Origin of the sequence: Vreelandella sulfidaeris, assembly GCF_042429665.1 — a bacterium.
Lineage (GTDB): Bacteria > Pseudomonadota > Gammaproteobacteria > Pseudomonadales > Halomonadaceae > Vreelandella.
Genome location: NZ_JBHMAC010000002.1, coordinates 16706 through 39191, shown reverse-complemented (window position 1 = coordinate 39191; position 22486 = coordinate 16706). Strand labels below are relative to the sequence as shown.

Annotated in this window: 23 protein-coding genes; 11 read left to right on the top strand and 12 right to left on the bottom strand. The window is 56.5% G+C overall.

Features of this window, described 5'->3' with window-relative positions; genetic code table 11:
- Positions 1 to 5 precede the first annotated feature (5 nt).
- From ACFFLD_RS00200 to ACFFLD_RS00160, 9 genes are all read right to left on the bottom strand, one after another.
- Complete coding sequence (locus tag ACFFLD_RS00200) at positions 6 to 458, bottom strand: c-type cytochrome (protein WP_386043684.1); 453 nt, start codon at positions 456 to 458, stop codon at positions 6 to 8.
- A 226-nt stretch (positions 459 to 684) separates the two neighbouring features.
- Positions 685 to 2202 carry a cytochrome D1 domain-containing protein gene (locus ACFFLD_RS00195; protein ID WP_386043682.1) on the bottom strand — a complete coding sequence of 506 codons (1518 nt, stop codon included), beginning with the start codon at positions 2200 to 2202 and terminating at the stop codon, positions 685 to 687.
- A gap of 53 nt (positions 2203 to 2255) precedes the next feature.
- Positions 2256 to 3104 (bottom strand): uroporphyrinogen-III C-methyltransferase, encoded by an 849-nt coding sequence (cobA, locus tag ACFFLD_RS00190; RefSeq protein ID WP_386043680.1) that lies wholly within the window; start codon positions 3102 to 3104, stop codon positions 2256 to 2258.
- A 13-nt stretch (positions 3105 to 3117) separates the two neighbouring features.
- Positions 3118 to 4320, bottom strand: coding sequence for a heme d1 biosynthesis radical SAM protein NirJ (gene nirJ / locus ACFFLD_RS00185; protein ID WP_386043678.1), 1203 nt, complete (start codon positions 4318 to 4320; stop codon positions 3118 to 3120).
- Between the two features lie 24 nt (positions 4321 to 4344).
- Positions 4345 to 4911, bottom strand: a complete 567-nt coding sequence (gene ahbB, locus ACFFLD_RS00180; protein WP_386043676.1) for a siroheme decarboxylase subunit beta — start codon at positions 4909 to 4911, stop codon at positions 4345 to 4347.
- Positions 4886 to 5344, bottom strand: coding sequence for an Lrp/AsnC family transcriptional regulator (locus ACFFLD_RS00175; protein ID WP_386043674.1), 459 nt, complete (start codon positions 5342 to 5344; stop codon positions 4886 to 4888). The genes ahbB (ACFFLD_RS00180) and ACFFLD_RS00175 overlap by 26 nt, the downstream gene beginning before the upstream one ends.
- Complete coding sequence (gene ahbB / locus ACFFLD_RS00170; RefSeq protein WP_386043672.1) at positions 5325 to 5873, bottom strand: siroheme decarboxylase subunit beta; 549 nt, start codon at positions 5871 to 5873, stop codon at positions 5325 to 5327. The genes ACFFLD_RS00175 and ahbB (ACFFLD_RS00170) overlap by 20 nt, the downstream gene beginning before the upstream one ends.
- Positions 5870 to 6355 carry an Lrp/AsnC family transcriptional regulator gene (locus ACFFLD_RS00165; protein ID WP_386043670.1) on the bottom strand — a complete coding sequence of 162 codons (486 nt, stop codon included), beginning with the start codon at positions 6353 to 6355 and terminating at the stop codon, positions 5870 to 5872. Before ACFFLD_RS00165 ends, ahbB (ACFFLD_RS00170) begins: the two co-directional genes overlap by 4 nt.
- Positions 6356 to 6429: 74 nt before the next feature.
- On the bottom strand, positions 6430 to 8004 hold the full coding sequence (locus ACFFLD_RS00160; RefSeq protein ID WP_386043668.1) for a cytochrome D1 domain-containing protein: 1575 nt from the start codon (positions 8002 to 8004) through the stop codon (positions 6430 to 6432).
- 494 nt (positions 8005 to 8498) lie between these two features.
- Between ACFFLD_RS00160 and ACFFLD_RS00155 the strand changes: the two genes are divergently transcribed.
- The gene (locus ACFFLD_RS00155) at positions 8499 to 8831 is read left to right on the top strand and encodes a c-type cytochrome (RefSeq protein WP_386043666.1); all 333 of its coding nucleotides are present in this window, start codon (positions 8499 to 8501) and stop codon (positions 8829 to 8831) included.
- Positions 8832 to 8843: 12 nt separating this feature from the next.
- Complete coding sequence (locus ACFFLD_RS00150; RefSeq protein ID WP_386043664.1) at positions 8844 to 10055, top strand: cytochrome D1 domain-containing protein; 1212 nt, start codon at positions 8844 to 8846, stop codon at positions 10053 to 10055.
- 19 nt (positions 10056 to 10074) lie between these two features.
- On the opposite strand, the gene ACFFLD_RS00145 is transcribed toward ACFFLD_RS00150, so the two are convergent.
- A complete protein-coding gene (locus ACFFLD_RS00145) occupies positions 10075 to 11241 on the bottom strand; it encodes a cytochrome P450 (RefSeq protein WP_386043662.1) in 1167 nt (388 codons plus the stop codon).
- A 326-nt stretch (positions 11242 to 11567) separates the two neighbouring features.
- On the opposite strand from ACFFLD_RS00145, the gene ACFFLD_RS00140 reads away from it, so the two are divergent.
- The 9 genes from ACFFLD_RS00140 (at position 11568) to ACFFLD_RS00100 (ending at position 21606) form a co-directional block, all read left to right on the top strand.
- Positions 11568 to 12704, top strand: coding sequence for a methyl-accepting chemotaxis protein (locus ACFFLD_RS00140; protein WP_386043660.1), 1137 nt, complete (start codon positions 11568 to 11570; stop codon positions 12702 to 12704).
- A 137-nt stretch (positions 12705 to 12841) separates the two neighbouring features.
- Positions 12842 to 13192, top strand: a complete 351-nt coding sequence (locus ACFFLD_RS00135) for a DUF488 domain-containing protein (protein ID WP_386043658.1) — start codon at positions 12842 to 12844, stop codon at positions 13190 to 13192.
- A 328-nt stretch (positions 13193 to 13520) separates the two neighbouring features.
- On the top strand, positions 13521 to 13823 hold the full coding sequence (locus ACFFLD_RS00130; RefSeq protein ID WP_386043656.1) for a c-type cytochrome: 303 nt from the start codon (positions 13521 to 13523) through the stop codon (positions 13821 to 13823).
- A gap of 26 nt (positions 13824 to 13849) precedes the next feature.
- Positions 13850 to 15997, top strand: coding sequence for a transcriptional regulator NosR (gene nosR / locus ACFFLD_RS00125; RefSeq protein ID WP_386043654.1), 2148 nt, complete (start codon positions 13850 to 13852; stop codon positions 15995 to 15997).
- Between the two features lie 17 nt (positions 15998 to 16014).
- The gene (gene nosZ, locus ACFFLD_RS00120; protein ID WP_386043652.1) at positions 16015 to 17892 is read left to right on the top strand and encodes a TAT-dependent nitrous-oxide reductase; all 1878 of its coding nucleotides are present in this window, start codon (positions 16015 to 16017) and stop codon (positions 17890 to 17892) included.
- A gap of 71 nt (positions 17893 to 17963) precedes the next feature.
- Positions 17964 to 19262, top strand: a complete 1299-nt coding sequence (locus ACFFLD_RS00115) for a nitrous oxide reductase family maturation protein NosD (protein ID WP_386043650.1) — start codon at positions 17964 to 17966, stop codon at positions 19260 to 19262.
- Positions 19259 to 20191, top strand: a complete 933-nt coding sequence (locus ACFFLD_RS00110; RefSeq protein WP_386043648.1) for an ABC transporter ATP-binding protein — start codon at positions 19259 to 19261, stop codon at positions 20189 to 20191. The genes ACFFLD_RS00115 and ACFFLD_RS00110 overlap by 4 nt, the downstream gene beginning before the upstream one ends.
- Positions 20188 to 21012, top strand: a complete 825-nt coding sequence (locus ACFFLD_RS00105) for an ABC transporter permease subunit (RefSeq protein ID WP_386043646.1) — start codon at positions 20188 to 20190, stop codon at positions 21010 to 21012. Before ACFFLD_RS00110 ends, ACFFLD_RS00105 begins: the two co-directional genes overlap by 4 nt.
- 33 nt (positions 21013 to 21045) lie before the next feature.
- On the top strand, positions 21046 to 21606 hold the full coding sequence (locus tag ACFFLD_RS00100; RefSeq protein WP_386043644.1) for a nitrous oxide reductase accessory protein NosL: 561 nt from the start codon (positions 21046 to 21048) through the stop codon (positions 21604 to 21606).
- A gap of 70 nt (positions 21607 to 21676) precedes the next feature.
- Here the strand turns inward: ACFFLD_RS00100 and ACFFLD_RS00095 are convergent, their stop codons facing one another.
- Complete coding sequence (locus ACFFLD_RS00095) at positions 21677 to 22063, bottom strand: SirB2 family protein (RefSeq protein WP_386043642.1); 387 nt, start codon at positions 22061 to 22063, stop codon at positions 21677 to 21679.
- A gap of 9 nt (positions 22064 to 22072) precedes the next feature.
- Positions 22073 to 22465 carry a ribonucleotide reductase subunit alpha gene (locus ACFFLD_RS00090; protein WP_386043640.1) on the bottom strand — a complete coding sequence of 131 codons (393 nt, stop codon included), beginning with the start codon at positions 22463 to 22465 and terminating at the stop codon, positions 22073 to 22075.
- Positions 22466 to 22486: the final 21 nt, after the last annotated feature.

Here is a 22486-nt window from a genome sequence, read left to right as displayed (position 1 = left end):
ATGTTTCAACCAGCTGGATGCGGGGGCCAATCCTGAGCGTTGATGCCATCGGTCCATTCGAGGAAGTCAATTAACGAGTTCATGTCTTCTTCGCTAAAATCATACGAGGGCATTTGCCGGCGCCCTTCTATCCCCAATGGTTGGGCCCGAATCCAGGCGTTGATACCGGCTCGAGCGGCATCAGGATTATCGTGGCCTCCATAGCGTTCCCACACATTGCCCAATTCAGGAGCAAAGTAAGCGCCTTCTCCCATGATGCTATGGCAGTTGATACACATGTTCCTTTCCCATACTTCTTTACCGTGTTTCACGGAATCAGTGAGACCTTCGCTGTCGGTGGACACATTGAGCATGTACCAGTGGCTATGAGCCGTTAGCGCGGCAAATAGCAGGAAGAAGAACAGCGAGCCGCCGTAGAAGATATTGCGGGCCGCCGATTTAGTCAGACCATCAGCCATAAGCCGTACTCCCTTGCTAGTCTTGATTGGCCTGAGGCTTGGCAGCCAAAGGCGCCTCTTTTAAGATGTATTTAAATTACAACTTTATGTTAGCAAGAGAATAACCCCACTGGCCTTGTCGCAGGTCAAGTTTTGAAAAGACGCTATCCTTTAAAAAAACGCTAACAATAGATGACTGGGCAACGAGTCAAAGCAACCTCGTTGTCCTCAGCGTCACATCATCGCCTCAATGACTAGTGCCTTCTTCGTAGTGCGTCTTGTTCCAGACGTTGTACTTGCCCGACGGCTTGCTCATGGGGATACGCTGGAGCTCCTCAAGGGTATCGCCGTCGTAGACGATCACCGCGCCATCCTCTTCCCACAGGCTTAACAGTACCTTCTTGCCGTAGCGGTCGAACTCCACATGCGCAGCGGTCTTGCCAGGCTCCGGCGTCAAGGTCGCGACGATTTCCAGGCTTGCCTTGTCGATGACATGCACCCGGTCGCGGTGAGGGCCGAAGAACACATCCACCCAGGCATAGGGCGACTCGGCATGGCTACGCATGAAGAATCCTGGGCCGTCGGTCTCAAGGGTCTTGATTACCGACCAGTCATTCATGTCAATAATCGACACCTCCGCCTTAGAGAGGTGCGGAATGGCCATTACCCGGCGCCCCTCGTACTCCCAGGTGATACCGGAGCCGAGGTGCGGCATCCCGGCCAGCGGCAAGTCGGCCACTTTTTCGCCGCTGTCCAGGTCGACCACCATTCCGCCCTGCCCGCCCCTTGAGGCACCAATGACATGGCGGTAATCGAGATCAAAGAAGAAATCGTCCAGGTAATCCGGTACCGCAATGCGCCGGACGCCGAAATTGGGCGTGTCATGGGAACGCTGGGGCGTCAATGGTGTGCTCATGTGACCAGTGGACACCACGGGCTCGGTAGGCAGTGGCCAGGGAATTTCCCATACTTCTTCGATATCCTTCAGCGCGGCGATGAAACTGCCTCGCGGCGGCGCGGCGTAGACGGCACTGACCCGTGAGCCGTTACCCGCCTCGTCGGCCACCGGATAAACATGCATCAGATCCAGGTCATGGGCATCGAACAGCACCAAACTATGCGGAAGGTAGTTGGCGGCCATGACATAGCGACCATCGGCCGAGACAGCGATATTGCGCATATTGATGCCAGCACGGACTTCGGCGACGACCTTGAGGTTGTAAAGGTCGTACTTGGTGATCCAGCCATCGCGCGAGCCAAAGAAGACGTAACGCCCGTCGGGGGTATACTTGGGGCCGCCATGCAGTGCATAGCGGGTTTCAAATCGATGGATTCGCTCAAAGCTGTCGCCATCGAGCAAACTGGCATGGTGATCGCCGGTTTCTACCACAATGAACAGATTAAGCGGGTCAGCTTCGAACAGAGGCTGATCCGGCAGGCTACCGTCGGGGTAAGGCACGACCTGGCTTTCGCGGATATCCGCCTCATTCCAGCTGGGTGCAGACGCCGGCGCACGATAGATCCACTCCACCAGTGAGGTAATCTCGTTATCGGAAAGTGTCTCGCCAAACCCCTGCATCTGGCTGGCCAAGCGCCCGTCGCGGATAACATCCGCCGCGGCCTCTTGCGACAACCGCGAGAGATTGCCTGGTAACAGCGCCGGGCCAAGACCGCCCAGGCGAGACTCACCGTGACACGCGGCGCACTGGGCTTGATAAAGCGCGCCTGTATCCGCGTCATCCGCCAGAACGGAGAAAGCTGGCAAAAAAAGCGCCAATCGGACGACAAGAGTAATAAGCTTCACAGGACGATGCGCTTTCACAGGACGATGCGCTCCCAGGCTAGTTCGAGTGTTTCGCCGCTGGCAAAAACCGTCTCTTCGGGGATTGGCTGGGCAAGCACATCGACCAGACGCACGACATTGCCGACCACGATCAGCGTCGGCGGCCGCAGGTCCTGCTCGTCTATCGTGCTGACCAGCTCGCCCAGGCAGGTGATAACCTGGCGTTGTTCAGGTGTTGTGCCCCGCTCCACCAGGGCGACTGGATGGTCGGCGCCCAAACCGTACTCCTGTAGCTTTTCGCTGATCAGCGCGGCATTGGCCAGTCCCATGTAGAACACCACGGTTTGATGCGCCGCCGCCAGGGCCTGCCAGTTCAAGGCAAGTTCACCGTCGCCCTTGCAATGACCGGTCACGAAGGTAACACTCTGGGCATGGTCGCGATGCGTCAGTGGAAATCCGCCGTAGGCGGCGCACCCTTGCGCCGAGGTAATGCCCGGTACGACACGAAACGGTATGCCATTATCGATCAGTATTTCCGCCTCCTCGCCGCCACGCCCAAAAATATACGGGTCTCCCCCTTTCAGTCGCACTACACGCTTACCTTCACCGGCCAGGCGCACCAACAAGGCGTTGGTCTGCTCCTGCGTCATGGCATGGCAGTTGGCGGCCTTGCCGACATAGAAACGCCGCACACCGGAATTTGCCAGCGCCAGAACCTCCTTGGACACCAGCCGATCAAACACTAGACAGTCGGCTTGTTCGATCAGCGCCAGCGCACGAAGCGACAGCAAGCCGGGGTCGCCGGGGCCAGCCCCGATGATGGCCACCTCGCCGGGCGCCAGTAGTGCCTCGTTAAGGTCATAAGCAACACGATGGGATGTCATGGCACTGCCTCCGCTAGAGTTCGATGGCATCAATGCTGGATGCAAAGGGCGCGTCGATGCGCCGTAACGCCCTATCAGCCACCCCTATTTCCTGATTGGTCAGGTAGCAGCCGGGATCTTCTTCCCAGGGATCGCCGCTGACCTTCCAGGCCCGCACGCGGGTATTACCATTGCAGATAGCCAGATATCGACAGTCGCGGCAGCGCCCTTTCACCGGACGTGGCCGCTGACGAAACCCCGCCATCAATGAATCTTGGGTGTCTCGCCATATGCTCGAAAAGGGCTGTTGACGAACGTTACCCAGGTCGTGATCCCACCAGAATGTATCGGGGTGCACGTTACCCAGGTTGTCGATATTGGCGATATGTTCTCCTGAGGCATTACCGCCCCAGTTCACCAGGCGCTGACGCAACGCATCGGCTTGTTCAGGATAATGCTGCTCGGCCCACTGCAGTAAAAAGGGACCGTCGGCGTCGTTGTTGCCAGTCACGTATTCTCGCTCCACCCCACGCTTGAGTTCGCCATGACAATGCTCAAACAATCGATACATGGCATCGCGGGTCATCTGATACCAGGCATCCTGCTTGCTGTGGCGTCTACCGCGACCGCCGTAATTGAGATGCGAGAGGTAGAACTTGTCGATATCGTGCTCCTCGATCAGCGCCAGGATATCGCCGAACTGCGCGTAGTTTTCTCGGGTCAAGGTAAAGCGCAGCCCTACCTTGATCCCTTTTTCCTTGCATAGCTTCACCGCGTGCATGGATTCGCGAAAGGCTCCCTTGCGCTGGCGAATGGTATCGTGGGTGGTTTCCAACCCGTCGATGCTGATACCCACGTAGTGATAGCCAACGTCGGCGATCTCATCGATATTTGCCTCGGTGATCAGCGTGCCGTTAGTGGAAAGCCCGGTATAGATGCCAAGCTCGGTGGCGCGGCGTGAAAGCTCGAAGATATCCGGGCGCATCAGCGGCTCACCGCCGGAGAGGATCAACGCCGGCACATGAAAATTGTGTAGGTCGTTGAGTACCGCATGCGCCTCCAAGGTGGTCAGCTCGCCCTTGAAATCGATATCTGCCGAGACGGTGTAACAATGTTTACAGGTCAGGTTACAGCGACGGATAAGGTTCCAGATCACCACCGGGCCGGGAGGCTTGCGCGCTGCCGGGAGGGGGCCAGGTTCTAGCAGGGTCTTGATATAGCGGGTGACACGAAACATAGCGTTCTCCTTCTGCCACAAGGCTTAGCCTCGCGCGTCGGTCTCGGTGCTAGCGGTCTGCGGATTGGCGGCGGTCAAACGTAATCCGGTTTTTTTCAAGATGCGCGTACTGTAGAGGATCCGATGGTCTCGATATGCCTCCCCCAGAGAGTCTCGAATTACTTGGGTCTGCTGTTCGACGTCTTCACGTTTTCGACCATGGAGCATAGCGAAAAGGTTATAAGGCCAATGAGGCAGATGACGAGGGCGTTGGTAGCAATGGCTGACGCCCTCTATGCTGGCGATCGTGCGGCCTAGTCTCTCTATATCGGCATCCGCCACGTCCCACACCGTCATGCCGTTGGCCACATATCCCAGACGATAGTGATTGGGTACTGCGGCAATGCGACGGATCACCCCACGCTCGAGCATCGCCTGCATGCGCGAAAGTACTTCATCACCGCTCATACCCACCTGCGCGCCCACCGCAGACCAAGGATCGCTGACCAGCGGCAGGCCTTCCTGGGTAGCCAGGACAATGGCCCGGTCTTGCTCATCCAAGCGGATAGCGTCGGCCTCACGGGTATCAGACGGGTAGATGAAGGCGGACATAAAACTCCCTTTCTTTGGGCATGTTAAATACCGTCAGACCAGTGGCCGACTCGATTTCTGTGACTACTTGCGGAATACGCGCTGATGTCTCGGTGGCCAGGACGAACCACATATTCAACTCGTGCTCGCGGCGGTAGTTATGCGCCACTTCGGGGAGGGTATTAAGTAGGTCGGCGGTACGTTCGTAGTCGGCTTCAGGTACCGCCAGAGCCGCCAGGGTCAGACCACCTCCCAGGCGCTCAGCGTGGTACATGGGGCCAAACCGGCTAAGCACGCCGGTAGCGCGCAAGTGTGCCAGGCGTTCGAGCAACTCCTGCTCAGAAAGACCGAGTTCCGCCGCTACCGCCACGAAAGGATGCAGTACCAGGGGCAAGCCGTCCTGCAGACGATTGATGATGGCACGGTCACGGGTATCAAGCGTCAGCGTGTTCATCGCTTTTCCTCCTTGCATACCGTCCACCGCACTGACGATAGGCATGTTGACTGAACAGTACCTGACACTCTATTTCCGCCAGCCCATGACGGTGGACAAGCGCCTCCAACTGCTCAAGAACTTGTTCGCGTTTAACCCCATGAATCATGCAAAAAAGGTTGAACGGCCAATCGGGCAGACGCCGGGGCCGGCGATAGCACAAGGTGACAACGCTCTCCGCTGCCAACGCCTGCCCCACAAGGGATACCTGCTCATCGGGCACGTTCCACACCACCATGGCGTTAGCGTCGATACCCAGGCGGCGATGGCGAACGACCAGCCCCAAGCGCTTGATCAGATGATCATTTTGCCAACGACTTACGCAGGCCATGACCTCGGCTTCCTCCAGCCCACTTTGTTCAGCAAGGGCCTGCCAAGGATGCGAGGTTAGCGGTAAGCCCTGCTCAAGAAGCGCACGCAACTTATTATGTGCGCTGAGTTCAATCGGTTGGCCACCATTCACCATGGCAGGCAGCGGTGTGGGGGTCATACTTCCTCCAGCTCGGACCAGGGAATGTTAAACGCCAGGTCGATATGAAAACTTTCCAGCATGGGTAGGCGCAGAATTTTCCGGTCGAGCATGGCTTCAAGTTGGTTAAGGCAAGCGGCAAGGCTGTTTTCATCTGCGGCCGTCATGACGAACCATAAGTTGTAATAGTGCTCCCGGGCATAATTATGATTTACCCCTGGCATCTGATTGATAAGCTCTGCATAAGCATCGCGTTGCTCTTCTGGAACGGCCACCGCGGCCAACAGACTGGCACCGGCCAGGGCATGATCGAAGACCGGTCCAACACGGCTCAATACACCCAACGACTGCAGCCGCTGTAGGCGCCCGATCACCTGCTCTTCAGTCGTATCAAGTCGCTTGGCCATGGCGAGAAAGGGCCGTGAACAAACCGGCAAGTCGCGCTGGTATCCATCGATTAAACGACGGTCCAGCGAGTCTAGATCGGGGTAACGGCAATGCATACGCGCAGCTCACTCTTGTCGTGTGCTTCTGGCATAGGAAAGGCAGCAGCCCTGCGGACTGCTGCTTTTTCCGCTCAGTAGATGTCGTGCTGAGTATTGAGGACGTTGAACTTGCCTGTCGGCGTCACCAAGCGCTCATCCTTGATCACTGCCTTCAACTCACGGGTCTTATCGTCCACGATCACCAGCGCAGAGGTTTGGTCCATGGTGTTCCATACCGAGAACCAGACTTCATCACCAGCATTGTTGTACTCGGGCTGTACTACCCGCTTGGGGCCTTCGCCAACATCGGCCCACTCAGCGATAGGCAGCACCTCATATCCAGCGTCCATGTTGTTCAGGTCATAGACCGCAACGCTTTGGCTAATCGCTTCTTCGGGGTTGAGCGCCGTATCGACATACAGATTGCTCGATTCTGGATGCGTTTTAATGAACAGCGAACCGCCACCCTGGCCTTCGAGTGTGCGCACGACTTTCCAGGCGTTATCCGGGTGGCCTTCGGGATCGGTACCAATCAGTTGAATGGTGTTATCTCCCAGGTGGCTGGTCGCCCATACCGGTCCGAACTCAGGGTCGACAAAATTGGCGCCGCGACCAGGGTGGGGAATCTTGCCTACGTCAACGATGGCCTCTAGCTCACGCTCCTGAGCATCAATCACCACGATCTGGTTGGATTCATTGGCCGCGGTCATGAAGTAGCGGCCGGTGCTGTCCCAGCCGCCGTCATGTAGAAAGCGCGAAGTGTCGATTTCCACCATGCTCAAGGCATCCAGGTCCTCGTAATTGACCAGTTGAACCTTGCCAGTCTCCTTGACGTTGACGATGAACTCAGGATGTTGATGAGAGGCGACAATGGCCGCCACGCGCGGTTCAGGATGGTATTCCTGAGTCCCCACCGTCATCCCACGGGTACTGACGATTTTTAATGGCTCCAGGGTTTCACCATCCATGATCACGTACTGGGGCGGCCAGTAGGCGCCAGCAATGGCAAAGCGATCTTCATATCCCTCATATTTTGAGGTTTCGACGGAACGCGCCTCCATCCCTACCTTGATGGTGGCGACGATTCCCGGTTCCTCCATCCACATGTCGATCATGTCCACTTTGGCATCGCGACCGATCACAAACAGATAGCGCCCCGAGGCGGAGATACGCGAGATATGCACCGCATAGCCGGTATCAAGAATATCGACAATTTCCTTGCTCTCACCGTCTATCAAGGCAATCTGACCAGCATCACGAAGCGTCACCGAGAAAAGATTTTCAAGATCCAGATCGTTCATTTGCTGCGTGGGGCGCTCTTCTGGCGGTACCACTACCTCCCAGGTTTCCTGCATGTCGGCCATGCCGAATTCAGGCGGAACCGGAGGCTCGTGCATGACGTACTTGGCCATCAGTTCGACTTCTTCCTCGGAGAAATCACCCGACGTTCCCCAATTGGGCATGCCGCCGGGAGAACCGTAATTGATAAAGACCTTGAGATAATCGAGGCCGCGCTCCTGGGTAATATCCGGGGTTAACGGCTTGCCGGTCGCCCCGTTTCTGAGCACCCCATGGCATCCTGCGCAACGCTGAAAATAGATCTCCTTGGCCCGCTCGAACTCTTCCTCGGTGAGATCAGGAGCGCCCGGCGTCCTCACTGTATTCACTGATGTCGAATCCACCGTTGACTCTGTGCCACGATACAGCCTCGCAGCATCTTGATCTTGATTGGGGTCATCTTCAAACGCATGAACTACACCTAAACCAAGTGAGGCCGCTGTCACGGCCACAGCTAGTGGTTTTAAATACCTGCTTCTCTTTTTCATTGCTTCACCTATGTCATGGTCAACATAAGCAGCCTTGTCAGGTAATGCGCTATTTTAATTTTCGCTGGAAAATCCAGGCGTATCGCTGCTTTAAAAAAGCATGGAGCAATAAAATATATTTTTCATGCTTCTTTTGATTGGTAGGCCAGCTTTCCCGCTCGTTATTGATTTATATCAAGCTGTTTTTTCACTCTCGATTTTCTGTCTCCCAAAGCAGCACACCACTGAACATTAAGGTGAACTGACGGTTGCCTAATGAGTTTTGTGATCTCTATCAATAAAAACATTAAACATACGGCAGACACTCATCCGAGTCGTCATCACCTGGAGCCGCTATGCATTTTCTGATTCGCACCCTACTACTCTGTGTGATTTGGCTAATCGCTCTCCAAGCAAGCGCGTTAGATATTGACCCTGAACGTGAGGAAGAACTGGAAACATTGCTCTATCAGGATTGTGGCTCTTGCCATGGAATGACATTGAAAGGTGGGTTAGGCCCCGCCCTTTCCCGTGAACGCATGAACCTTTATACGCCCGATGCCCTGGCGAACTTGATTCTGCAAGGCGTTCCCGGCACTGCGATGCCCCGGTGGAAGGGTTTGCTCAGTGAGCAGGATGCACACTGGCTAGCCGATCACCTGCAAAACGACAATTCCCTTGAGCATTGACCTGGAGGTCTTATGAGATTGACAGCCCTGCACTCCCTACGGCATTCCCTCCTTGCGACCATGGTGCTCACGGCACTGCTTGCCGGTTGCCAGACAACGCCTGACGCCCTAAGAGGAACGGGCGATCTTGGCGTCATCGTGGAGCGTGCCACAGGGAGCCTTGCCCTGGTGGATACCAGCCACCAGCGGCAACTGGCCCGGATAGAAGGACTGGGCGATCTTTCCCACGCCTCGGTCAAGTTCTCACGCGATGCCCGTTACGCGTTTGTCTTTGGCCGCGACGGGGGGCTAAGCAAGGTCGACCTGCTGACTGGCGACGTCACCGCACGAGTCATGCAGTCAGGCAACAGTATTGGCGGGGCTATCTCCCAGAATGGCCAGCTAGTTGCCGTGGCCAACTATGAACCGGGCGGTGTGAAGCTCTTCGACAGCGCCAACCTTGAGTTGGTGGCCGATATTCCCGCCACTTGGCAGGACGAAAACGGCCACGAGCAGCGCGCCAAGGTGGTCGGCCTGGTGGACGCTCCAGGAAATCGCTTTGTGTATAGCCTGTTCGAAGCAGGCGAGATTCATGTCGTCGACATGAACGGAGAAACCCCTGAACTGATGCGCTTCACTCAGATAGGTAAAAACCCTTATGACGCGCTGATAGATCCCAGTGGACGCTATTACATTGCCGGGCTGTTCGGAGAGGATGGCCTCGCCCTGCTCGATCTATGGCACCCTGATGCCGGTGTGCAACGCATTCTGCCCAACTACGGCCGCGGGGAAGAACGTTTGCCGGTCTACAAGATGCCGCACCTTGAAGGCTGGGCCATCGCGGGGAATGAAGCCTGGTTGCCGGCGGTCGGCCGCCACGAAGTACTCATCGCGGACAAGGACGACTGGTCGCTGCTCGATCGCCTGCCGGTGCACGGCCAACCCATCTTCGTCATGAGCCGACCAGATCAGCGGCAGGTCTGGGTCAGCTTTGCGCATCCCGACAACGACGTAGTACAGGTCATCGATACCGAAACGAGGGAGATCGTAGCAACACTGTCACCCGGCAAGGCCGTATTGCACATGGAGTTCACTCCCCGTGGCGAGCAGGTATGGATTTCGGCCAGGGACAGCAATCGTGTGACGGTCTACGATACCCGCACCCTGAATGAAGTGGCGCGGCTGGAAAGCGAATCGCCCAGCGGCATCTTCTTTACCGACCGGGCGCATCGCATCGGGCTATGAGGTGCCCGTTTCGCTTGTTTCAAGCTTGCTGGCGGCGTACTTTTAGCGGCACCGCTGAATATCCCCCGGCTGGATAGAGCGCTCGTATCGCGGGGCGCTCTGCGATGGGCGCCAATTCAACGGTTGCTTCCAGCAACGCTTTGATAAAGAACTCCAGCTCCATGCGTGCCAACGGCGCGCCGGGGCAAACGTGCACACCTGCACCGTAAAGCAGGTTGTCCTTCGGGTTGCGATCCAGCCTCACCTCGTCAGCATTTCCAAACACTGCCTCGTCGCGATTAGCCGAGCCCCACAAGAGCGTCAGACGCTCACCGGCCGCAATGTGCCGGCCGCCGATCTCCACCGGGCGCGTGGTGATACGACGATTCGACATCAGCGGCGCATCGACACGCAGAATCTCATCAATGGCTGCTGACAATAATGACGGTTCGACGCGCAAGCGAGCCTGCAACTCGGGATTGAGCGCTAAATAGTTCATCAAGATGCCGATGCTCGCCGAGATGGTGCCGAGCTCGCCGACCGTCCAATTGCGCAAGATGCTGACGATTTCCTCGTCGCTCAGCGAACGCCCTTTCACCGTTTCATTCATGATCTGGGTGGTGACATCCACGGGGGCAGCATCACCCAGCGCGCGACGGCTTTCCAATTGCTCGCGAATCACGCCGTCAAATTCCAGCGCCAGCTCGCCCAACCGCTGGCGATCACCAGCCAAGGTGGCGTCCTGCTGGCGTTTTACCCAAGCGCGCAGCGGCTCGTGAAGTCGAGTCGGCCAGCCCATAAAGGCACACTGGATCTCCAGGGCAAAGTCCTGCCCCATTTCAGTCATCGCCTCCACGTCACCATCGACCGGTAAGCGACCCACTACGCGTTCGGCGATAGCCCAGCATTGTGGCGCGAACACGCGCATGGCGTCAGGACCGAAATAGGGTTCTATGAGTTGGCGAAAATGGCTGTGTTCGGGCGGGTCCATGGCATTAGGCACCGACAGATGGCGGCTTGCTGCGTTACTGAAGGTCTCGTGATCGTTAAGCACTCGCCTCACGTCTTCGTGGCGAAAAAGTGACCATTGTAGATAGTCACTGAAGGCCACCGGACACCGCCCGCGTATGTCGTCATAAGCTGCGATCTGATCATTCAGAACGCTCTCGGCGCGCGGATCCCAATCCTGCTGAATCGTATCGCTCATGATATCTCCTTGAAAAGCGAGAGGCGCCGACGTCTTGTATAAGCCTCTCGTATGGGAATGAGAATGAAGGTCTATACCCGCCAAATAACCAACACCTGCAGTCACTAACGTTGCTGTGAATTTCCGTTGCGCTTGATTCAGACAATTAATATCATAAGATGATACTTTAAAGCCAGCCAAGATCACTACCCATTACGAGGCAGGAAAATGATGCCCGTCTTGACCCAACAAGGGGAAGCAACTCCTTCTAGTTCCGTGCGCTAAACGAGTTTTCCATGCTCAACAGATCGTATTAAGCGGTTTGTATTCAACAAACAGGAGAGACCATGCGCCTTTTCCGCTCTAGTTCCGCCTCACCATCACCTAGCGAACATACTCACGTTGCAAAACTGCATGCCGAGCGCGACCGACTTCAATCCCGTGTCAACGATCTGGAAGCACAACATCGGCTTCACCAACATCTGTTTACCAACCTGACCGAGTTTGGCGATTCCGTGGTGGCTTTACGCGAGTCTTTCTCGGATCTCTCGACGTTGCTGCTGGGCAATCAGCAAATAAGTGATTTCACCGCCAGCGAATCCCAGCGCAGCCAAGAGGCCTTGAACGCCATGGTCTCGGATTTGCTCGCACTCAATGGATGTATTGGCAGTGCCGCGAAACAGGTCACTTCATTGCGGGATGACGCCGGGCGTATCGACAGTTTTGTCAATGCCATCGACAAAGTCTCCATGCAGACAACGCTTCTCGCCTTTAATGCCAGTATCGAGGCAGCGCGGGCCGGTGAAGCCGGACGAGGCTTTGCCGTGGTGGCCACCGAAGTACGTGGGCTCGCCGTCAAAACCAATGAAGCCACCCATGTCATCGGCGATCTGAACAGCAGCATCAGGAGTCAGGCCGACCAAGTGGACAGCGTGATGAACGACAATGCCCTTAAAGCCGAGCGGTTGAGCGCCGAGACCAATCATGTGATGCAGCGTACGGAACATCTTCTGGCGTTGACCAACGAGAGCCGTCAGGCACTCTCTTTCTCAGCCATGCTTAGTGAAGTGGAGTTGGCGAATTTAGAGGAATTGGAAATCAAGCTAGAAGTTTATCGTATCTTTATGGGCCTCTCGACCAAGACAGCCTCAGATCTTCCCGGTGAATCCGAGTGCGCATTGGGCCAGTGGTACTACACAGGCACGGGTAATCAGCAATTTTACAGTGACGAGGATTTCCGGGCATTGGAAGCGCCGCATCGCGAAGTGCATCAGCAGGCTATCGAAGCCGTGACATACCACCAGCAAGGGCGCATGGACGAAGCAATGACTGCTCTGGCACGAATGGAGGCTGCCAATCTGGATGTGATGAAACGGCTACGTTATGTCATGCGAAAATATCGCCCCGAATCACCACAGACAAGCCTGCCAGCAACCGCTCCCTTGCCATACACCGCTACCACCGGCCTGCCAGAAACGGCGTGACCGGGGGCAGGCATACAATAAGCTCTCGCCTCAGAAACAGGTCATAAGTAGAACAAGCGGCATGGTTTCACTAGGCTTAAAAAGCAAGTCCGCTTGGTTGATAACCCCGTAGATAGATCTTTGATAGGGAGGTAACAATGGATATCGAATTGAAGCGCGCCTTTGACTCGCCCCATAGCAACGATGGTCATCGTGTTTTGGTTGATGGAATCTGGCCTCGGGGAGTTTCCAAGCAAGACGCCAAGATCGATGAGTGGCGCAAGGAGCTCGCCCCCAGCAGTGATCTACGCAAGGCCTTTCATGATGGTTTGCTGGGCTGGGGCGACTTTCGTCAGCGCTATATGAAAGAATTAACTGACCATCGTGAAAGCCTTCGCGACTTGGCGCAGCGTGCCCAGAGAGAAAAGGTCACCCTTGTGTTCGCCTCCAAGGATGAACGCCACAACAACGCTGAAGTGTTGCGCCAGTACCTGAGAATGTTGAAATAGCGAGCTGGGAAATCCGCTTGCAAACAGCATCACGACCCTATGGTCGTGGTGTTCTATCTGGCACCTGAAGAATGAGTCACACACCTGATGCCCTCAACCTTTCCCATTGATTTACCTCTTTAGAGGTAACCCAGCACGCTAAAGGAGTAGACGGTGGCAAAAATGACCCAGATCAACAATCGCCTTACCACTTGTCTTTAAAGTGAATTCCATACCTTTTCTCGCACGCCGAAATCCCTAACCAGCCATTAGCGTTACCCTTATCAATCACATTTTCACGCTGCAGAACCGGTAACCACACCTCAAAAGATGCATAAGGAATACTTCAATGAAAACCCGCTTGTCCATACTGCTGTTAGGCGTCGTCACCGCTGTCTCGATTACCGCTCAGGCGGATGGCGAAGCCACCTACAACCAAGCCTGCATGGCCTGCCACATGACTGGCGCTGCTGGCGCCCCCATTCGTGGCAATGCAGATAATTGGGCGCCGCGCCTCGAAAAAGGCGTCGACACCCTTTACGACCACGCCATCAACGGCTTTCAGGCAATGCCGCCCAAGGGAGGCCAACTGAACCTGAGTGATGACGACGTGAAAGCCGCCGTGGATTACCTGCTCGAACCAGTGCTGTAACACTATTAACCCAAGAGGAAACCGCCATGTCCCGTGTGGCTTCTCTACCCTGGCTTACCAGCCTATGGCTTGGCCTTTTGCTGTTCATGGCCACCGCGCTCCCCGCGCAGGCTATTGAGCTTGAACAGGTGCTCACGGGATTCCCTCAAGCCGAACGCCTTGAGGCAGCGGATTCACAATGGCCAGTAAGCCGTGTCGTTGACGGCGACGGTCAACTGCTCGGGTACGCTTATGAAAGTGTTGAGGTCGCCCCGATCCCCGCCTACTCGGGCAAACCGGTCAATATGCTGATGGCAATAGACCTTGAGGGCCGCATTGTTCAGGCCGACGTTATCAGCCATTCAGAACCTATCATGCTGGTCGGCATTCCAGAGTCAAAGCTGGATAACTTCGCCGACGCGCATGTCTCGGCTCACGTTAATGACAGGCTCAGAGTCGGCGGCGAACTTGACGCTATCTCTGGCGCCACCGTTACCGTCATTGTCGTCAGCGATACCATCATGCGCAGTGCCAGGAAAGTGGCGGCTGAACAGCAGTTGATTGCCGACCCATCGCTGGCCCCGGTGGCACGGGTTCGCGACGATGTTTTCGTCCCCGCCGACTGGAGCGAACTCACTGGCGACGGCACCATTCGCCGCCTGCATCTCACCCATGGCGAGGTCGATGAAAGCTTCGTAGGCACACCCGCCGAAAATTACCTGCGCACGCCACAACCCGCAGACAACACCTTTATCGAGCTGTTCTACACCTACCTCAACCCGCCCACTGCCGGGCGCAATCTGTTGGGCGACACCGGTTATGAGCAACTTATGGCCGAGCTGGCGCCAGACGAGCACGCCATTGCCGTCATGGGTCGAGGTGACTACTCCTTCAAGGGGTCTGGCTATGTACGCGGCGGCATCTTCGACCGTATCGAGCTTTCCCAGGGAAGCAACCGGGTCAGCTTTCATGATCGTGATCACATCCGCCTGGGCGAACTGGCTCTGGATGAGGCGCCCTCCCTGGCCGAGCGCGATATCTTTATCGTTCGTGAGGAAGCTGGCTTTGACCCCGGCCAACCCTGGCAGCTGGAACTGCTGGTCCGCCGTCCCTCGGGTCCCCTGGATACCGAATTCAGCCGCTTCAGCGCCGATTACAGCGTCCCTGAAGCCTATATCGAGCGGCCCGAGCCGCTGGTGGAAGAGCCTATCTGGGTACAGGTATGGCGGGACAAGGTCTTCCAAATCGGCATACTGGGTGCCGGGTTACTGGTGCTCACCGGCATCATGCTGTTCCAGGACGTGCTGGCGCGCCATCCACGCGTGCTGAATCCGCTACGCCAGGGATTCAAGCTTTACACCCTGTTCTTCATCGGCTGGTACTCGCTGGCTCAGCTATCGGTCGTCAATATTCTTACCTTTACCAACTCGCTGATCAGTGGCTTCAGTTGGACGTCGTTTCTGATTGATCCAATGCTGTTCATCCTTTGGTCGTTTGTAGCGGTGAGCCTACTGCTTTGGGGTCGCGGGGTGTTCTGTGGCTGGCTTTGCCCCTTCGGCGCCTTGCAGGACCTGGTGAACCAGATCGCACGCAAACTGCATGTCAAACAGATTGAAGTACCTTTTGGGCTCCATGAGCGGCTATGGGCGATCAAATACATCATTCTGCTGGCCTTGTTCGCCGTCTCGCTGCACTCACTGGGCACGGCTGAACGCTACGCCGAGGTGGAGCCGTTCAAGACCGCGATCACCCTGCGCTTCCAGCGCGACTGGGCCTTCGTCCTGTATGCCCTGGGACTGATCGCCGTCTCCGCTTTCAATCACAAGTTCTATTGCCGGTACGTATGCCCCTTGGGCGCGGGGCTGGCAATTCCCTCTCGTCTGCGTCTGTTCGACTGGCTCAAGCGCCACCGCGGTAGCTGTGGCACCCCGTGCCAGATATGTGCCCATGAATGCGAAGTCGGGGCCATTCATCCGGACGGCCATATCAACGCCAACGAGTGCCACTACTGTCTCGACTGCCAAGTGACCTATCACGATGACCAGCGTTGCCCACCGATGGTCAAGCGCCGCAAGCGCTTTGAGAAGGCGGCCAACATGTCATCGCGTGGTAATAGCGTTGCGACCCAACGGGATGCCTCCGCCAGCGGCAAACAGGCCGAATGGCAACGTATCCCTCTTCACCAGCAAGACTGATTCAAGGGGAATCCAGCATGAGCGATAAAAAAGACCATATTGATAATATTGGCCGCCGCCATTTCTTGCGTAATACCGCGGTGACTGGCGTAGCCGGAGCGGGACTGGCCGGAGGTTTCGGCGCAGGAGCGTTGCTCAACAGCCGCCAAGCACAGGCAGCTAGCGGCACCGGTGTCGAAGTGGCGCCGGGCGAACTTGATGAATACTACGGTTTCTGGAGCGGCGGCCACTCGGGCGAGGTTCGGGTACTCGGCATCCCCTCCATGCGGGAACTGATGCGTATCCCGGTATTTAACGTGGATAGCGCCACCGGCTGGGGAATCAGCAACGAGTCTAAGCGGATACTGGGCGAATCGAGCCGTTTTCTCAACGGCGACTGCCACCATCCTCATATTTCCATGACCGATGGCAGCTATGACGGCAAGTATCTGTTCATCAACGACAAGGCCAATACACGAGTGGCACGTATCCGCCTTGACGTCATGAAGACGGACAAGATCACTACCATCCCCAACGTCCAGGCGATCCACGGCCTGCGTCTGCAGAAAGTGCCTTACACCAAATATGTTTTCGCCAACGCCGAGCTGCCAATCCCTCAGCTCAATGACGGTCGTGACCTGGAAACACCGGCTAACTACGCCACCATGTTCAACGCGCTCGATGCCGAGACCATGGACGTGGCTTGGCAAGTGATTGTCGATGGCAACCTCGACAATACCGATGCCGACTACACCGGTCGTTTCGTGGCATCCAGTTGCTATAACTCGGAAATGGGCATGACCCTGACCGAAACCATGCGTAACGAGCGCGACTGGGTCGTCGTGTTTGATGTCGAGGCAATTGAAGCGGCGGTGGCAGCAGGCGACTACAAGACCCTGGGCGATTCAAGTGTGCCGGTATTGAATGGACGCAAGGGCTCGCCGTTGACGCGCTACATTCCTGTCCCCAAGAACCCACACGGCGTGAATACCTCCCCGGATGGCAAATACTTCATCGCCAACGGCAAGCTATCTCCTACCTGCACCATCATCGCCATCGACAAGTTACCGCAACTGTTCAATGACAGCATTGAGCCACGTGATGCTGTCGTCGGCGAACCTGAGCTTGGCCTGGGGCCGCTTCACACCACCTACGATGGCCGAGGCAACGCCTATACCACGCTATTCATCGACAGCCAGGTGGCCAAGTGGAATATCGAAGATGCGATCCGCCATTACAACGGCGAAGACGTCAACTACCTTCGCCAGAAGCTCGATGTGCACTACCAACCGGGGCACAACCACGCCAGCCTCACTGAGACCCGGGATGCCGACGGCAAATGGCTGGTGGTGCTGTCGAAGTTCTCCAAGGACCGCTTCCTGCCGGTAGGTCCGCTGCACCCCGAAAACGATCAGCTGATCGATATTTCCGGCGAGGAAATGAAGCTGGTGCACGACGGCCCTACTTACGCCGAGCCCCATGACTGTATTCTGGTTCGTGCCGACCAGATCACTCCTAGCCGGGTATGGACTCGGGACGACCCCTTCTTTGCCGAGACCGTGGCCATGGCCAAGGCCGATGGAGTCAATCTTGAAAGCGAAAGCAAGGTAATCGGCGACGGCAATAAGGTGCGGGTGTACATGACCTCCATCGCCCCACAATTTGGCTTGACCGATTTTAAAGTCAAACAGGGCGATGAGGTGACAGTGGTCATTACCAACCTCGATCAAGTCGAAGACCTGACCCATGGGTTCTGCATGGTCAATCACGGCGTACAGATGGAGATAAGCCCGCAACAGACCTCTAGTGTGACCTTCACCGCCGACAGAGCCGGGGTGCACTGGTATTACTGCAACTGGTTCTGCCATGCCATGCACATGGAAATGACCGGCCGTATGCTGGTCGAGCCCGCCTGACGCTTCACTGGCTCAAGGACTCTGACGCCACCATGCGGGCCGATTCTGTCGGCCCGCTGCGGGAGAACACCATGAAACGACATCCTGGCTACCTGGGTTGCGTGTTGGCAGCGCTATGGCTGTTTTGGCTCTCTGGCGGGGTTGCGGCCGCCGACTGGCACGCTACCCCCGGGGAGCCGTTACAACCACTGATCGACCAGGCCGCTGACGGCGACCGACTGCTGCTGCCAGCAGGACGTTACCCCGGACAGATACTGGTTAACCGTTCGCTGCATATACGGGGCGAGGCGAGCACCATCATCGATGCGGGCGGTCAGGGTAATGCGATGATGCTGACGGCCCCCGACGTTGTCCTCGAAAACCTGACTATCGAAGGCTGGGGAGAAAACTTGACCGAGATGGACGCCGCTATTTTCGTCGCACCCAGCGCTCATGGTAGTAGCATTCGTGACAACCACCTATACGGACCTGGCTTCGGCATCTGGCTCGACGCGGTCAACGAGGTCAGCGTGGTGGGTAATACCATTCGTGGCGATACAAGTTTACGTTCCCAGGATCGCGGCAACGGCATCCACCTCTATAACGTCAGTAATTCCCTTATCGACGACAATGATGTTGCAAACACGCGCGACGGGATCTACCTCGATACCAGCCGCCACAATGTACTGCGCGATAACACCTTGCATGAGCTGCGCTACGGCGTGCACTACATGTACTCCTTCGATAATCGTCTGGAAGGCAACCTGACTCAACGAACCCGGACCGGCTACGCCTTAATGCAATCCAAACGTCTGGACGTCATCAATAACCGCTCAGAAGAAGACGACAACTACGGGATCCTGATGAATAACATTACCGACTCTCACTTGAGCGGCAATCGGGTTACCGGCATCACCCAACCGCTGGGTGCCGATGGCGAGGGTCGCTTGAATGGCGGCGATGGCAAGGCGCTGTTTGTTTATAACTCGCAGTTCAACCGTATTGAGCACAATCGTTTCGCTGCCAGCGACATCGGCATCCACCTCACCGCCGGTTCAGAGGACAACACCATGGTGGGCAACGCTTTTATCGCCAACAAGCAGCAAGTCATGTATGTCGCCACCCGCGAGCAGGATTGGTCCGGTAACTACTGGAGCGATTACCTGGGCTGGGATCTGGACAACGACGGCATCGGCGACACTACCTACGAGCCTAACGACGCCATGGATCATCTCTTGTGGCACCACCCTTCTGCTCGCCTACTGATGCAAAGCCCAGCCGTACTGGCGCTACGCTGGGTACAGCGTCAGTTTCCAGTATTTCTTCCGGCTGGAGTGAAAGATAGCGCGCCGTTGATGAACGAACCCAGCCTAGAAGGTACCTCCTTATGACATCGGTAATAGAACTCCAGCGCGTTACCAAGCGTCACGGGGCATTGGCACGCCTGGAAGAACTGGAACTCACTATCCAGGAAGGCGAGATGCTGGCCCTGCTGGGGCATAACGGTGCTGGCAAGACGACCATCATGAAACTCATTCTGGGCTTGATTGCGCCAAGCTCGGGCCGTGTTGAGGTGCTTGGTGGTGCTCCCAACGGCCCACATGCCGAGCGCCTGCGCCGTCAGCTTGGCTATCTGCCCGAAAACGTCACCTTCTATGAGCAGCTTACCGGACGCGAAGTGCTCACTTATTTTGCGCGTCTGAAGCAAGCAGATCGGCACCAGGTCGCCACTCTGCTTGAGCGGGTTGGCCTGGTCGAGGCCGCTGACCGGCGCGTCAAGACCTACTCCAAGGGCATGCGCCAACGCCTTGGTCTGGCCCAGGCTCTCCTCGGCTCCCCCCGGCTATTGCTGCTTGATGAGCCCACCACCGGTCTTGATCCCGCGGCTACCCGCGATTTTTACCACGCCGTTAAAGACCTGCGCGATAAAGGCTGCACCGTTTTGCTCTCATCGCATGTATTGCCCGGTATCGAGCCGTATATCGATCGCGCCTTGATCCTGGGTAAAGGTCGCCGTCTGGCGCTAGGTAGCCTTGAACAGCTACGACTAGAAGCACAGCTACCGCTTAGATTTCGTATTCAAGGCTCATCATTGGAAATGCATGCTCAGTTCTGGAAAGCCATGTCACTTGAACCAACGCCACTCAATGAGCGCTGTGTGGAAATCAGTGTGCCACCCGACGATAAAATGCAGGTGCTGCGCCAGTTAACCGCCATGCCGAATATCGACGACATCGAGCTATCGCCACCGACGCTTGAACACCTTTATACGCACTTTTCTACTCGTCCCGCCTCCCCGGTTTCTGGAGTCAGCTCATGAAGGCCATTTTCATCGTCGCCGCTAAAGAGTTCCAGGACGGGCTGCGTAACCGCTGGGTGCTGGCAATTACCCTGACCCTTGCCGTGCTGGCCATGGGTATCGCCTATTTTGGTGCTGCGGCGAGCGGCGGGCTCGGCTTTACGTCGCTGGCAACCACGCTGGTCAGTCTGTCTACCCTGGCCGTGTTTCTGATTCCGCTGATCGCCTTAATGTTGGCTTATGACGCGATTGTCGGCGAACAGGAAGCCGGCACGCTGCTGCTCTTACTGACCTACCCCTTGAGCCGATCTTCGCTCTTGTTAGGCAAGTTTCTCGGTCATGGTTTGATCATGGCCGTTGCCACGTTGCTAGGGTTCGGTATTGCCGGTGTCGTTATCGGCCTCGGCGCTGAAGGCGTTTCATTGATAGAGCTGAGCATCGGTTTAGCGCGGTTGATTGTCAGCAGTGTGCTGCTGGGCTGGGTATTCTTGGCCTTCGCCTACCTGATCAGTGTAACGGTCAGTGAAAAAGCCCGCGCCGCCGGACTGGCGCTGGGCGTGTGGTTCTTTTTCGTGCTGGTATTCGACCTGATCCTGCTGGCGCTGCTGGTCAGCGTCAAGCAAGGCGGTAACTGGCTTCCCTACCTGATGCTATTGAATCCAACCGACAGCTTTCGCTTGATCAACCTGACGGGCTTTGACGGCACACAGCTTGACAATGGTATCGCCGCTCTCGCTCACCACGGCGCGTTTCATCCTGCCTGGCCGCCCCTGGCGTTGCTTGCGTGGATTGCCGTGCCGCTACTCTTGGCCATGCGTCGTTTTTATCGCCATGCCGCCTAAGTTTTGTCTGACATCCGTTTCGGAGGATTCACCATGCCCGCTTTATTGCCAGTCCTTACGTTGATTTCTTTGCTGCTGGTCGGTTGCAACAACGCCACCGATAGCGCCGACAACTCGTCGCCTCAGCCTATCAGCAGTGATGATATCTGCCATGTGTGTGGGATGCTCATCTCTGAATTTCCAGGTCCCAAAGGGCAAGCATTGATGGAGAACAGCAGCCATGCACGCAAGTTCTGCTCCACATTGGAGATGTTTGTCTTTCTCCAACAGCCCGAAAATCAGGCACAGCTACGCCACGCCTATGTGCATGATGTAGGAGAGACGCCCTGGGAGGCGCCTGAGGAGGATGCCTACATTGGCGCTGAAGATGCCTGGTATGTCATTGGCCATGATCGCCGCGGCAGCATGGGGCATACGCTGGCGCCCTTTTCCAACCGTGAACGTGCCGCGCAGTTTGTGGCCAAGCATGGTGGCGAGATAATCAGCTATGAGGATATCAACCTGGAACTACTGGCCCAGCTTGGGCGCGGCGAAGCGGACGAGCATGCGGGCGGCCATATGGAGGGCCATGCCCCCCACTCAATGGCACACTAACATGCACGTAAACAGGCAACGTAGCGCGTTTACGTGCAAAGCGAAGCGGCCAGGTTCACCTGGCCGCGGGTCAGGAAAGCCAGGAAAGCGGGCTGTGGCGAACCGCGGCTCCCACCATATAGGCGAAAATAGCCACCGCCACAACGGCGGCAATGGCTCGCGCCTGGGGGGTTGGCCCGCGCTTGATCGCGATGGTGCCAAAACCAATGTAGGCCAGCAACGCGAGTAACTTGGCGCCAAGCCAAGGCAGCTGCCAGGGCCATAAGGAAAGTAATACCATCAGGGTCACGCCCAGCCCCAGCAAGGCCGTATCAATGAGATGGGGCAATATCCTGACCCAGCGCGCGTTGATATAGGGGCTTTCGCGCACCGACCACCAGGCGCGTAGTACAAAAAACGAAATACTCAGCGTGGCGGCGGTCATGTGCAGTTGCTTGATGAGAAAATAGTGCTCCATGATCACTCCCTAGCCGACGTTCACCGCTTCACCGTGGGGATCGAAGGCAAGAAATGAGCTGATATTACCCATTTGTAGCGATTCCATCATGCGCTGAAGCTGGCGCTCAACCTCACTGTCATCACTTGGATCGTCCATGGCAGCAGCAAACACCAGATCCCATTCGATCTCCGTGCGGCGTGATTCCTCAACCAATGCCGCCATGTTGCTCAGCTCTTCGGTCGATTTGTCCACGCAAATTACCGGCACCAACACGCCACCTTCGCCCTGCTCAAAGCGACGACGCTGCTCTTCATCGGGAAAGTCGGGCAGCTCTGCGCGCACAAACACAAACAACAGCCGCTGAGGCTTTGGCTGTTTACGGGCTTCCTGTAGTAGATCGGCAAAGGTTGCTATCGTCATATAATGGGCCTTATCGCTTTA